Genomic DNA, 13,229 nt, shown 5'->3' with positions numbered 1-13,229 from the left:
TGACGAGAGCGATCCTGTGGCAGAAGGGTCTCTTCCCCCGCCCCTGGGGGGAGAAGAGACCCCTTTCTGCGGTCAGGAGGAAGACCTACGCAGGCGGGTACACCAGCGTGATCTCGCGGTTCAGACCGGTCTCGTCGGCGTCCGGGTACATGGAGACCTCACCGTCGGACCACCGCACCAGGAAGTCGTCGGGATGACGGTTCTCCGTGTAGTCGCCGGCGCCCAGGAGCGTGGCGTGGGTCCAGAGCCGGTTGGGTTTCTTGACCTGGATCTCGCCGTGGAAGCCGTTCTGGTCCAGGTCCTTGTAGAGGGTCAGTTCGCCGTCCGTCCAGCGCACCATGAGGTCGTGCTGGTCATTGCCGGTGAAGTCGCCCGATGTGATCGACGAGGCGTGCTTCCAGGTGCCGTTGGGCGCGGCGAGTTTCTTCTCGCCATGGAAGCCGTCGCGGTCGACGTCGGTGTACAGGGTGACTTCACCGTCGCTCCAGCGGACCAGGAGGTCGTCGGTCCACTTGTTGCTGCTCGTATAGCGGCCACCGGTGATGGAGATGGCGTGCTTCCACAGGTCGTTGGGCTTCTGCAGCTGGATCTCGCCGTGAAAGCCCTTCTCGTCGACATCGGGATAGAGCGTCAGCTCCCCGTCCGTCCAGCGGACGATGAGGTCGTCCCGGTCGGCCCCCGTGAAGTCGCCCGCCGCGATGGTCTCGGCGTGCTTCCAGGTGCCGTTGGGCCCGATGAGACGGAACTCCTTGTCGAAGTTGTCGGCATCCTCACCGGCGCCGCGGTACAGGGTTACTTCGCCGTCGGACCAGCGCACGATCAGGTCGGAGTAGTCCCACGTTCCGGGATTGCCCTCGGTGAAGTAGCCCCCGACGATGACCTCGGCGTGCTGCCAGGTCTCGGCCTTGCCCAGAACGCCACGGCCGGCCGGCTGACGGTTGTTCACCGCGTCGTCGTACAGCGCCTTGGCGTCAGCGTCCAGGTAGGAGCTGTAGGAGATGTCGTCCTTGTCGCCCCCGGTCTTCCAGCCGCCGATGACGCCGATGAGGCCCCAGCCACTGCCCCGCTTGATGAGGAAGGGGCCGCCGGACGCGCCACCGGAGTACTTGTCGCACGCGATGCGCAGGAAACTGCCCGGGATCTTCGGGTCGGTGCTGTTGTAGCGGACCGTCTTGTCCGTGCAGTCCAGCGGGCGCTTCTGATTGGCCGGGTAGCCGATCAGGCGGACCGGGTCGTGTGCGTACCCGGCATTGATCATCAGCTCGGCCCCACCGACGACTTCCTCGACGTTCTTGCCGCCGCGCGGTTCGATCTGCAGGAAGTTGAAGTCAAGGTCGGCCGCGGCGTCCGGGCCCTTGGACAGGTACCGCTTGTCGACGTAGATACGCCCGGGCTTGACGGTGAAGGCGCCGTGGGGCTTCTTGCCGTCGTCGTACTGCGGGACGAACGTGAGGTTCTTGCGTGCGTCCTGGTCGTCGAAGCAGTGACCGGCGCTCATCACGATGTTCTTGCCGGGGCTCTTGACGACCGTGCCACCGCAGAAGCGGCCGGTACTGGTGCCGTCGTTCCAGAAGAAGGTGCCGACGATGGGCAGCCCTTCGAACGGCTTGCTGGCCGATTGGGGCCTTCTGGTCGGAGCGGGGAACTGCTTGTCCTCCTGCTCCTGAACGGGCTTCGCGGACCGCATGCGCTCCGGAGTCCAGTAGCTGTCGGCGTCGGCCGGCGTGAACCCGCGCGCGTCGTCGTCCCCGTCCGCCGGGACGGGCGTGGGTGGAACGGAAGGCTGTGGTGTCGGGGCGCTCGGGGTGGCATTCCCCGTGGAAGGCGGATCACCCGGGTCCGAGTACGCCGGAAAAGCGGGCAGTAGAACGAGTGCCGCGGCCCCCGCCGCAGCGCTCAGCGCTCTCCGTAATTTCATGGTCAATTCCCCCTGATTATTCAAGACGCGCGTCACGCCGCCCGGCGGGAGCGCGTCTAGGTCGATGATGATCGTATGACCACTTCATGCGGGGGAAAGCGCATATGATCCACTTCACACGCTCGTCCGTGCGCGGCGCACTTGCCGCGTTTGCTGTGCCTCTGATGCTGCTCGGGCACGCCGGGACGGCTCACGCCGAGCAGCTCCCCTTCCCCGGACGGGGATACGTCTCCGTCAGCGGTCCGGCGGAACCCGGCGCGGCAGTGCACATCACAGTCAAGGAGCGTCCCGGCAATCCGCACCCGACGGCGGTGGAGGTCTCCAGCCCGGCGCTGACCGACGACACCACCCTCGGCGACACCAAGCGCGCCTGGGTGGGTGCGGGCCGGATCAGGGAGAACCTGAAACCCGGCACGTATCCCGTGACGTTCACTCTGCGCCACAACGACGCCGACTGCGTGACGGAAGAAGACCGCGACTACGTGTGCGACTACCCCTCGATCGTCCTGCGAGGAGCGGTTGAGGTCTCGGCGCCGGACGAGGCCCCGGCATCGGGTGACGGGCCGGGCTTCGGCGGCGGCTTGGCGCTCGGTGTCGCGTCGGGTGCCGTGGGGACGCTGGCCGTGGGCGGGATACTGCTGCGCCTCCGACGCCGCGCGGCTGTCGATGAGTAGGATCACGTCGCTCGATGCGACGGTGACAGGAGGCCGAACAACCATGTCCGATCAGCGAGTTGTCGTCGTCACCGGGGGAGGAACGGGGATCGGTGCGGCGACCGCGCGGCTGCTTCGAGCCGCCGGGCACGATGTTGTCGTCTCCGGCCGACGACCGGAGCCTTTGCATCGCGTCGCCGAGGAAACCGGAGCCTTGGCCTGCCCCGCTGATACGGGCGATCCGGACGCCGTCCTCCACCTCGTCGAAACTGCCGTCGGACGGTTCGGCCGACTCGATGGCGTTGTCCTCAACGCGGGAGTGGCACGCAGCGGGGGCGTCGGGGAACTGTCCGACGAGGACTGGGAGACGGTACTTCGTACCAATCTCACCGGCCCCTTCCTTCTGCTGCGGGCGGCATTGCCCCACTTGCTCAAGACCCGAGGATCGGTCGTCGCGGTCGCGTCGGTCGCTGCCCTGCGCAACGGGGTGCGCAATGCCGCCTATGCCACGTCCAAGGCGGCCCTCCTGCAGTTGTGCCGGTCGCTGTCGGTGGACTACGGGCCTCAGGGGCTGCGGGCCAACACGGTGTGCCCCAGTTGGGTGCGCACGGAGATGGCCGACCGCCGCATGGCCCGGTTCGCCGAGGAGGCCGGCCTGGCCTCCGCCGGGGTCGAGGGAGCATACGAGGAGGCCACGCGGCTGCTGCCGGCCCGCCGCCCCGGTGAGCCTCGCGAGGTGGCCGAGGCCATTGCCTGGCTGCTGTCGCCGGCTGCGTCCTTCGTCAACGGCGCCGTCCTGACCGTGGACGGGGGTGCGACCGCGCTGGACCCCGGGGCTGCATCCTTTGATTTCCGCATCATCCCGCGTGACAACGAAGATTGATCCTTGACGAGGGTTGATCCTCGTGGCTGGGCCACGAGTCGGTCCGACATCGGATCGCCGTGGCCCACAGGGCGGACGTGACTTTCGAAACAGGCCCCTCGGTCCAGGGCGGTGAAGGAACAGCGGCTTGTTCAAGAGCGGTAGGCGCCCCCGAACTCCCCAGGTCCTCGCCGAGTTGACGAGAGCCGGCGGCCTCGGCGGCCTGGTCGGCACGAGTATCGGTGTCCTCGCGGTCGTGCCGGTCACCCTGGCCTGGTAGTGGGCTCCTGGCCCATCCGCTGGTCGTCACCACCTCCCCGCTCGTCGTCCTCGCCACTGGTTGCCCGCGCGTGTGCGGCGCACTGGCGCGCCTCTGTGCCCGCGATTCTGCGGCGCTCTGGCGGGCCTCACGCGTCGAACTGCGGAGGCACTCCGGCGCTGTGCCGCCCTCAGGTGCCGGCACGGACGCCCACGAGCCCCCGCCGCCGTCCGTCGCACGGCCGTCCGTCGCACGGCCGTCCGTCGCACGGCCGTCCGCCGCACGGCCGTCCGCCGCACGGCCGTCCGTCGCACGGCACGGCCGTCCGGCGCGTGCAGACCGCCCACCGTTCTCGTACGAGGGCCTTACCTGTTCCGTTCTTGGACGAGGGCCTCACCTGTTCCGGCTGTCCGTTGGCCGTGGCTGGTCTCGGTGGTGTTCAACGCCGACCCGGCACATGGCGTCCGGTTGGTACGCCCGCGACAGCGGATGGCGGGCGATCGAGGGCCGAGGGCACCTCAAAGGCCGGGCCCAAGGCCGAGGTTCGGGTGTGGGCGTCGCGGGTTCCGCGTACCGGCTTCCCGGCGCAGAGGACGTCCCACGCACCACGTCCGGCGCGCGGGACGCCCACCCCCGCCGTCGGCCCCACCCCTTCGCCGCCGGTTGCACTCCCCGCCCCATGGATCACGGCCGCAACCGATCTACCCGTCAAGAGCGTTGACCCGCATCAGGAGCACCAGCACAATGGGCGCGCACTCTTTGAGAGCGCTCTCAAACGTCAGGTGTCGCCTGATGTCCCGCATCCCGAGGGAGAACCATGACCGGCAGATCAGGTCCGACACCCAGCCGTCGTACGGTGCTCGGCTTCGGCGTGGCGGCGCTCACCGTGGCCGGCCCGTCCGGTACGGCCCATGCGGCGTCCGGGAGGCCCGCGGCCACCGGGGTCGCGGCCGGGAAGGGGGGCGCCGGGACGTCGGCCCGGCGGCGGGCGCAGGCGTTCCTCGCCGCCGCCATGGATGCCTACCCGGACCACGGCGACATCCGGCTGACGCAGAGCTACACGGACCAGGCGAACCTGTTCAGCACGGCGTTCACGTACGACAACGCGCTGGCGGTACTGGCCCACTTGGCGGTGCGCACACGGGACGGCGAGGCACGGGCCGTCGCCCTCGGGGACGCGCTGATCCACGCCCAGGAGCACGACCCGGTGTACGACGACGGCCGGCTGCGACAGGCGTACAACGTGGGACCGTACGTCTTCTTCGACGGAGTGCCCCAGCCGGACGGGTTCGTACGGCCGGACGGCACCGTGAACGTCGGCACGCAGTTCGGCTTCACGGGAACGGCCGTCGGGGACATGGCGTGGGCCGGGATCGCGCTGAGTGCGCTGGCCCGGCGGACACGGGCGCGGCGGTTCCTCGCGGCGGCGGTGCGGATCGGTGAGTGGATCGAGCGGACCGGTCGTACGGACGAGCCCCTGGGTGGCTACAAGTTCGGCGTGAACGGGGCGAACGAGAAGCTGCCGTTCACGTCGACCGAGCACAACACCGACCTGGTCTGTCTGTTCGGAAGGCTCGCCCGGCTCACCGGCGACCGGGTGTGGCGGGAGCGCGCGGCGCGGGCGGAGGCGTTCGTGCGGCGGATGTGGGAGCCCGCGGGCGGCTTCTTCTACACGGGCACCAACGACGGGGTGACCGTCAACAAGTCCCCCGTCCCCGAGGACACCCAGACCTGGACCCACCTCGCGCTCGGCTCGCGCCGCCACGCGCGGTCCCTGGACTGGGCCGCCGTCGAACTGGCCGTCCTCGACCACTCCGGGCGGCGCAACAGCACGGTGCCCGTCGGGCAGTCGTACGAGGGGGTCACGTTCAGCTCCGCGAGCCTCGTCGCCGACGAGGACAAGCCGATCGCCGAGTTCCAGCCGAAGCCGGACCGCAACGGCGTGTGGTTCGAGGGAACCGCCCATCTGGCGCTCGCCTTCCGTGACCGGGGCGCGCGCGGAGACGAGTACCGCGCCCGGCGCCTGCTCGACTCCCTCGAACGCGCCCAGGACCACCTCGGCACCGCCCAGACCGTCGGCGGCCGGCCGCTCCCCGAACGCTCCGGCATCGTCTCCGCCAGCAGCCCCCTCGACACCGGTTTCGGCTTCGGCTACTACCCGTACCGGCACACCGGGGCGACGGCCTGGTACCTGATGGCAGCGGTACGGGCGAACCCGCTACGGGCGTGAACGGACCCCGGAGCGGGTGACCTTGGACAAGCGGCCCCTTCGCGCGAAGCCATCGCACAGGAGGGGCCGCGCGGTGGGGCCTCCTCCACCCACCCCGAACGGGGCCTGAGCCACCCGCCCCGAACGGGGCCTGAGCCACCCGCCCCGAACGGGGCCCGCTCCGCAGGCGTGAGGGGCGTGGTGGGAGGAGAATGGGACGGAGGGAGCTGAGGCGCCATGACGAGAACCGTCGCCCCGGATCACCAGTCGTATCTCCAGTACGCGACCGCACGACACCCGCGTGAACGCTCCCGGCGCAGACTCGCCGCCGGCTCCGTGTGGGCCGCGTTCATCCTCTTCCTGATCATCGCAGTCCCGGTGTCGAACCCCGCGTATCTTCTCTTCCTCTTCCTTGCGATCCTCGTCCTCGTCGCGTCCGAGTGGCTCTTCCACAGAATGCGGAAGGCCCACCTTCTCGGCCGCGCGATCAAGGTGACCCCCGACAGTTTCCCGGAGATCCACGCCGAGATAGTCGAACTCCAGCGAAGACTCGACTACCACCGGCCGGTCGATGTCTACGTGCTCGACGAGGTCGAGGGGAAGATGGTGGTGACCAGCATCCTCGGGATGCGCGTGCTGCTCATCGAGGGAGGGTTCGCGGCCGACCTCCAGGAGGACGGGCCCGCGTCGCTGCGCTTCATGCTGGGCTCGTTCATCGGTTGGCTGAAGGCGCGGCACGACCGGCTGGCCCTTTCCGTGCTCATCCTCGACTACCTGAAGTGGCTGCGTTACATCAATCCCTTGATGCTTCCCTACTGGCGCTGCTCGACCTACACCTGCGACCAGTTCGGGTATTTGTGCTCGGAGGACCTTTATGCCTCGCTCGGCGTGATCTCCCGGCTCGCCGTCGGAAAGGAACTGGGGCCCGGAGTCTCTCCCACGGGCGTCCTCGAACAGGCCGACCAGGTCTCCCGGCGTCCCTTGTCCCGGTACGTCGAACTCAGCCAGTCGGAACCGCACGTGGTGAACCGCTATCTCAACCTCGTCGCGTTCGCCGGGTCCCTGATGCCCCGTGACTTCGACAGGTTCTACGCCGGTCTGGACGACAAGGCGCGCCGCCTTCTCAGGGACCTGCTGATCCAGTCGCCCCACCGCCACGCGGCGACCCGGATGCCCAGCGGTGGACGTTGACGTCACGTGCGACGCCGGACCGGCCCGCCCCGACGCGGAGATCGCTTATTGGTTTGCCGCCGGTCGGGGCGGTCGGATAGGAAGCTCGCATGCTGAAGGGGACCAAGGTCGGGCTCAGGGCCCGGTACGAGGACGACATCCCGGTCCTGCGGACCGAGCTCTATGACGACGTGGCGAACGCCGCGCGCGCCGAGGCCGGGCCGTGGCGGCCGATCACACCCGACTCGAAGGACCCGCGGCTGTTCGTGGACGGCAAGAACGACGGAGTCGTCCAGTTCTCCGTGGTGGAACTGGCAGGCGACACCCTGGTCGGCACCGCGACGCTCTGGGGCATCGACAACCACAACCGGTGCGCCCACATAGGGCTCGGGCTGCTGCCGTCCTCCCGCGGCAAGGGCTACGGCACCGACGTCGTCGCCGTGCTGTGCCACTACGGGTTCGTCGTGCGCGGCCTGCACCGACTCCAGATCGAGACGCTGTCCGACAACGCCGCGATGCTCCGCTCCGCCGAGCGCAACGGCTTCGTCCGCGAGGGCGTCCTGCGTTCCTCGGCCTGGGTGATGGGCGAGTTCCTCGACGAGGTGCTCCTCGGCCTCCTCGTCCAGGACTGGAAGCCGGACGCCAAGAGCTAGCCCGGGCCCTGGCCCCCTGCCTCCGGCTACCAGTCAGCGGCCTCGGTGTCACCGGTCACCTGCCTCCGGTCACCAGTCAGCGGCCACCGGCCGGCGGCCTCCGCCGGGCCTGGCCCCCGCACCGGCCCGCGCCCCTTCATCGGCCTTCTCGCCCCGCACCGGCACCGCGTCCTCCGCCCGACCCGTGCTCTCGCCCCCGTCCGGCCCGCCCAGGTTGTGTCGGTGGCGCGGTTCTGTCATGCCCGGAAGGGTGGAGGTGTGTGTCTTCTCCCTCGGAGGTCGGACATGGGTGGTGGTTTGGGTGGGGGCGGGTACTCCGGTACGCCGCTCGCCAAGAAGATCGGCGTCAAGGCCGGGCAGCGGGTGCGGTTGCTGCACGCTCCGGACGGATGGGAGATCCCGGGGCTGCCGGAAGGGTGCGACGTCGGCGAGGGCGGGCCGCGGGGCGCCGATGTCGTCGTCGCCTTCTACCGGGCGCACGGCGATCTCGCCGCCGAGGGGCCGGGACTGGTCGCGGACCTCGCCGACCCGGCCATGCTCTGGATCGCCTGGCCCCGCAGGGCGGCCGGCCACACCAGTGACATCACCGAGAACGGTCTGCGCGACCTCTTCCTCCCGCTGGGGGTCGTCGATGTGAAGGTCGCCTCCCTCGGCGAGGACTGGTCGGGGCTCAAGTTCGTACGCCGGAGGGAGGAGCGGCGGGGCGGCGGCGGGAAGCGGTAGCACGAGTCGAGAGCCGCCCTCCTCATCCCCCGTGCACCCCAACCCCCATCCAGCCCACCCCCGCACCCACCCCCATTCGCCGTCGGCAACCGCGTACTTGGGGCGTCCCTGAGAAGTCGTCGGCGTGAACGGCTAGCATCCGGCGGTAATCAGTCGGTCGGTTGCGGGGGCTCGTCGACTGTCTCGGACGGTCGGTCGACGGGATGGAGTTGGTGTCGTGGCAGACGCGGAGGAGGGGCCTCGGGTCGCCGTCGCCGTGGTGACGATGGGGAATCGGCCCGCTGAGGTGGACGCGCTGCTCGCGTCCGTGGCCAAGCAGGACCTGGCGCCGGCGCGCATCGTCATCGTGGGCAACGGGTGCCCGCTGCCGGAGTTCGCCGAGCGCCTCGGCCTTCCCGGTGAGGTCACACCGATCGAGGTGGACGAGAACCTCGGCTGCCCCGGCGGCCGGAACGTGGCCATCGAGCGGCTGCGCGCGTTCGGTGACGTCGACATCGTCGTCGAACTGGACGACGACGGACTGCTCGTCGACGCCGACGTCCTGCGCCGTGTACGGGATCTGTACGTCGGCGAACCCCGTCTCGGCATCGTCGGTTTCCGTATCGCCGACGAGAACGGCGAGACCCAGCGGCGGCACGTACCGAGGGTCGGGGCCAAGGACCCGCTGCGGGGCGGCCCGGTCACCGGCTTCCTCGGCGGCGGACACGCCCTGTCCATGGCCATGCTCCGCGAAACGGGCGACTGGGCCGCCGAGTTCTTCTTCGCGCACGAGGAGACGGACCTGGCATGGCGGGCGATCGACGCCGGCTGGACCGTGCGCTACGCCCCCGAACTGCTCCTGCAGCACCCGAAGACCTCGCCCGCGCGTCACGCCATCTACTACCGCGTCAACGCCCGCAACCGCGTCTGGCTGGCCCGTCGCCGGCTGCCGCTGCTCCTCGTCCCCGTCCATCTGGGGGTGTGGGTGCTCATCACCCTGCTGCGGACCCGCTCCGTGGGCGGACTGCGCGCGTGGTTCGGCGGGTTCTGGGAGGGCTGGCGGGAGTCGGGCGGTGAACGCCGGCCCATGCGCTGGCGCACGGTATGGCGTCTCACCCGGCTGGGCCGCCCGCCCGTCCTCTAGCGCTGTGACCGGAAAGGTTCGCGAGCCGGCGAACCTTTCCGGTCACAGCACCAGCCCGACGGCCGTCGGCGCACGAACACACCCGGCACGCGCACGCGCACACACGAATGCCCCGGTCGTTCACCTCCACCGACCGGGGCAACCGCGCGTTTCCGGACCCGGCAGCGGCGGCGGCGCTCCCCCGAGCTACGCGTCGTCCGCGTGCGCCGTCGGCGCCGGATCCGATGAAGTGATCACATCAGATCTCGCCAACGGATCGCTAACATGTGCCCAACGGTCCCACCGGGACCGTACGGAAGCCGTGGAACAGTCGGCACAGGCCGACGCCAGTCGCCGGGGGGCGCGGTCCGGTACGACGGCGCGGGAAGGCAGCGGACGGACGCTATGCGGGACGGGCTGCGGTTCGGACTGCTGGGTCCGCCGGTGCTGTACGACGCCCCCGGCACACCCGACGGCGACGCTCACCCCGACGCCTCCGGCAACCCCGGCCCCGACGAGGGGAGTTCACCGGGCGACCATGACGCCCGCCCCGACCAGCGGCGCACCCGCGCGCTGCGCCCCGTCGGCAGCGGCAAGGTGCGTGCGCTCCTCGTCGCCCTGCTCCTCGAACCCGGCCGCGTCGTCTCGGTCGACGCGCTGAAGGACGTGCTGTGGGACGGGATGCCACCGCCGTCCGCGCAGGCGTCCCTCCAGAACCATGTGACCCGGCTGCGCAGGCTTCTCGACGACCCCGAGCGGCTGCGCGCCGTGCCGCCCGGCTATCTCCTGCGGGTCGACGAGGGCGAGTTGGACGTCCGCGTCTTCGAGGCGCGCGCCGCCGCCGCGCGCGCCGCGCACGCCGCCCGCGACTGGTCCCGCACCGTCAGCGAGGCCACCGCCGCGCTCGCCCTCTGGCGCGGCACACCCCTCGGCGGCCTGCCCGCCGGTGACTTCGGCGCCCACGCCTTCGTCCAACGCCTGGAGGAGGCCCGGCTTCTTCTTCTCGAACGCCGCTACGACGCCGAACTGCACCTCGCTCGCGACGGCGCCGCGGGCCACGGTGGAGCGCACGCCCTCACCGCCCTCGCCCCCGAACTCGCCGCCCTGGTCGCCGAACACCCCTTGCGTGAGGCATTCCACCGCCTCCTCATGCTCGTCCTGCACCGCACCGGCCGCCAGGCCGAGGCCCTCGCCGTGCACCGTGACCTGAGGGACCGTCTCCGTGATGAACTCGGAGTGGACCCCGGCCCCGCCGTACGCGAGGCCCACCTGGAGATCCTCCGGGAAGGCGAGGGCGAGCCCCCCGGGCCGCCGACCGGCACGCCACCCGCCCGGGAGACCCCGCGCCCTGCCCAACTTCCGCCCCCGCCGGCGCACTTCACGGGTCGCCGACAGGTCCTGGCCGAGCTGCGCGAAGCACTCGGCGTGGCCGCGTCCGTCGACGGCCAAGGGGAACCGGAAGTCGCGCCGCCCGCCACCGCCCACGACCTCCGCCCGCCGGGCCGTCGCGCCCCCTCCGGCGTCCCGAGGCGCCCGGCGTCCGCGGAACCCGTCGTGATCAGCGGAATGGCCGGTGTGGGCAAGAGCGCCCTCGCCCTCCACCTCGCCCACGAACTGGCCGACCGCTTCCCGGACGGCCAGCTGTACGTCAACCTGCACGGCGCGACCCCGGGCATGACCCCCCTCACCCCGGCCCAGGCCCTCGCCTCCCTCCTCCGCGACCTCGGCACCGACCCCCGCCGGGTCCCCGAACACCCGGACGCAGCCGCCGCGTTGCTCCGCTCGACGCTCGCTCCGACCCGCACGCTGATGGTGCTGGACGACGCCGCGCACGCCGCGCAGGTACGCCCGCTGCTGCCGGCGGGTGCCGGATGCGCGGTGATCGTGACGAGTCGCTCGCCGCTCACCGCGCTGGACGGCGCCCACCGCTTCCCGCTCGCCCCGCTGTCGGACGACGAGAGCGCCGCGCTGCTGCGCGCCGCGTCCGGACGCGCCGCCGGGCTCGACGCCGCGCACCCCCTCGTCGCCCTCACCGGACGGCTCCCGCTCGCCCTCCGCGTCGTCGCGGCCCGCCTGGCCGCCCGCCGCGCACTCACCCCGGACGCGCTCGCCGGCCAACTGGCCGCCACCGAGAGCCGATTGCACCACCTCGAATACGACGACCTGAGCGTCCGCCGCTCCCTCGCCGTCGCCCACGAGGCCCTGAGCGCCTCCGACCGCGAGGCCGACCGCGACGCCGCCCACGCCCTGCGCCTCATCGGCGCCCTCGACCTGCCCGCCTACGGCGCCCCCCTCCTCGCCCGCCTCACCGGCACCGACGAACGCCGTGCCGAGGCCGCCCTCGACCGCCTCGTCGACGTCGCCCTCCTGGAGGAGACGACGTACGGCCGCTACGTCCCCCATGACCTCGTACGCCACTTCGCCCGCGAACTCGCCGACCCGGCCCGGACCAGGGCGGCAGGAGGCACCGCCGACCCGGCCGGGCCGACCGCCGGGGGCGAGACCACCGCAGCCCTCCGCTGGTACGCCGCCCGCGCCCGGCAGAGCCTGCTGGTGCTGCTCCCGCCGGGCCACGAACGCGACGAACGGCTCCGTACGACCTCGACGGAGCCGGCGGCCACCGCCACGGAACCCTTCGCCTCCGCCGAGGAGGCCTTCGCCTGGGGTGACCGCGAACTCCCCAACGTCGTCGCCCTCGTGGAACGCTGCTCCCGTGAGCCAGGCGACGGCGGCGGGACGGCGGCGTACGTGCCCGCCCTCGTCCGCCATCTCTTTCCGTATCTGCACCGGGGCGGCCGCCTCGCCGAGCTGGATGTGCTCGGCGGGTACGCCCTCGGCGTGGCACGGTCGCTGGGGGACGTCGAGGCGGAGGCGTTCGCCCTGACCGACCGGGCCGGGCTGCACTTCATGTCCGGTCGCGCCTCGGAGGCGCTCGACCTCAACGACCAGGGCCTGACGCTGTGGCGGAGGCTCGGGGCGGTGTCGTGCGTACGGCGGTGCCTCAACAACCGGGGGCTCGTGCTGGAGAGCCTCGGCCGGTACGAGGAGAGCGAGGAGGCCCTGCGGGAGAGCCTGGAGCTGTCCCGGCAGCTCGGCGACCCGTACGGCGAGGCCGTGACCTTCAGCCACCTCGGCAACCTGGTCAAACACACCGACGCGCGGGCCGCCATCGCCCACCACGAGCGGAGTCTGGCGCTCGGCGAGATCGCCGACAGCGTCGTCGTACGGCACACCGCGCACTGCAACATCGGCTATGCCCACCTCCGGCTCGGTGAACCGGCCGCCGCCGTGCGCAGCTTCGAGCAGAGCCTGCGCGTCCTCGGCGACGACGAGGACTGGCAGGGCGAGTCAAAGACGCGGCTCGGGCTGGTCCGGGCCCTGCGGGAGCTCGGGCAGGCCGACCGGGCCGACCGTGAGTGCGCCCTCCTCCTCGACTTCGCCGCCCGCCGCGCCGACCAGTACGCCGTCGGCCTCGCCCGGCACCAGCGGGGGCTGCTGCTGCGGGCCAGAGGACGCACCGAGGAGGCGCACGGCGAATGGCGCCGCGCCCTGGCTGTCCTCGACGGCACGGACTCGACGGTGACGGGCGAACTGCGCCGCCTGCTGGAAGAGGACTGAGCGGCAGGGTCCCGGCAGGGGCCCTCTCCCGCCGGGACAGGGTCCCGGCAGGGGCCCTCTCC

11 protein-coding genes are annotated in these 13,229 nt (G+C 71.3%); 9 read left to right on the top strand and 2 right to left on the bottom strand.

Features of this window, described 5'->3' with window-relative positions; genetic code table 11:
* Window positions 1-85 precede the first annotated feature (85 nt).
* Window positions 86-1,687 carry a trypsin-like serine peptidase gene (locus ACZ43N_RS15315; RefSeq protein WP_468097835.1) on the bottom strand — a complete coding sequence of 534 codons (1,602 nt, stop codon included), beginning with the start codon at window positions 1,685-1,687 and terminating at the stop codon, window positions 86-88.
* A 335-nt stretch (window positions 1,688-2,022) separates the two neighbouring features.
* Between ACZ43N_RS15315 and ACZ43N_RS15310 the strand changes: the two genes are divergently transcribed.
* From ACZ43N_RS15310 to ACZ43N_RS15285, 6 genes are all read left to right on the top strand, one after another.
* On the top strand, window positions 2,023-2,592 hold the full coding sequence (locus tag ACZ43N_RS15310) for a hypothetical protein (protein WP_468097833.1): 570 nt from the start codon (window positions 2,023-2,025) through the stop codon (window positions 2,590-2,592).
* A 43-nt stretch (window positions 2,593-2,635) separates the two neighbouring features.
* Window positions 2,636-3,454 carry an SDR family NAD(P)-dependent oxidoreductase gene (locus ACZ43N_RS15305; RefSeq protein ID WP_468098160.1) on the top strand — a complete coding sequence of 273 codons (819 nt, stop codon included), beginning with the start codon at window positions 2,636-2,638 and terminating at the stop codon, window positions 3,452-3,454.
* 127 nt (window positions 3,455-3,581) lie between these two features.
* Window positions 3,582-3,713, top strand: a complete 132-nt coding sequence (locus tag ACZ43N_RS15300) for a hypothetical protein (RefSeq protein WP_468097831.1) — start codon at window positions 3,582-3,584, stop codon at window positions 3,711-3,713.
* 796 nt (window positions 3,714-4,509) lie between these two features.
* The gene (locus ACZ43N_RS15295) at window positions 4,510-5,922 is read left to right on the top strand and encodes a Tat pathway signal sequence domain protein (protein WP_468097830.1); all 1,413 of its coding nucleotides are present in this window, start codon (window positions 4,510-4,512) and stop codon (window positions 5,920-5,922) included.
* Between the two features lie 216 nt (window positions 5,923-6,138).
* Window positions 6,139-7,092 carry a M48 family metalloprotease gene (locus ACZ43N_RS15290; RefSeq protein ID WP_468097828.1) on the top strand — a complete coding sequence of 318 codons (954 nt, stop codon included), beginning with the start codon at window positions 6,139-6,141 and terminating at the stop codon, window positions 7,090-7,092.
* Window positions 7,093-7,181: 89 nt separating this feature from the next.
* The gene (locus ACZ43N_RS15285) at window positions 7,182-7,724 is read left to right on the top strand and encodes a GNAT family N-acetyltransferase (RefSeq protein ID WP_468097827.1); all 543 of its coding nucleotides are present in this window, start codon (window positions 7,182-7,184) and stop codon (window positions 7,722-7,724) included.
* 69 nt (window positions 7,725-7,793) lie between these two features.
* Here ACZ43N_RS15285 and ACZ43N_RS15280 read toward each other — a convergent pair whose 3' ends face one another.
* Window positions 7,794-7,964, bottom strand: a complete 171-nt coding sequence (locus ACZ43N_RS15280; protein WP_468097825.1) for a hypothetical protein — start codon at window positions 7,962-7,964, stop codon at window positions 7,794-7,796.
* 45 nt (window positions 7,965-8,009) lie between these two features.
* On the opposite strand from ACZ43N_RS15280, the gene ACZ43N_RS15275 reads away from it, so the two are divergent.
* From ACZ43N_RS15275 to ACZ43N_RS15265, 3 genes are all read left to right on the top strand, one after another.
* On the top strand, window positions 8,010-8,447 hold the full coding sequence (locus ACZ43N_RS15275; RefSeq protein ID WP_468097824.1) for a DUF3052 domain-containing protein: 438 nt from the start codon (window positions 8,010-8,012) through the stop codon (window positions 8,445-8,447).
* Between the two features lie 265 nt (window positions 8,448-8,712).
* Window positions 8,713-9,570, top strand: a complete 858-nt coding sequence (locus ACZ43N_RS15270) for a glycosyltransferase family 2 protein (protein ID WP_468098158.1) — start codon at window positions 8,713-8,715, stop codon at window positions 9,568-9,570.
* Window positions 9,571-9,954: 384 nt separating this feature from the next.
* Window positions 9,955-13,167 carry an AfsR/SARP family transcriptional regulator gene (locus tag ACZ43N_RS15265; RefSeq protein ID WP_468097822.1) on the top strand — a complete coding sequence of 1,071 codons (3,213 nt, stop codon included), beginning with the start codon at window positions 9,955-9,957 and terminating at the stop codon, window positions 13,165-13,167.
* Window positions 13,168-13,229 lie beyond the last annotated feature (62 nt).

Source organism: Streptomyces sp. NPDC030814 (assembly GCF_055572155.1).
Note: the sequence above shows the minus strand (reverse complement) of the source record. Positions and strands in the feature narration are given on the sequence as shown.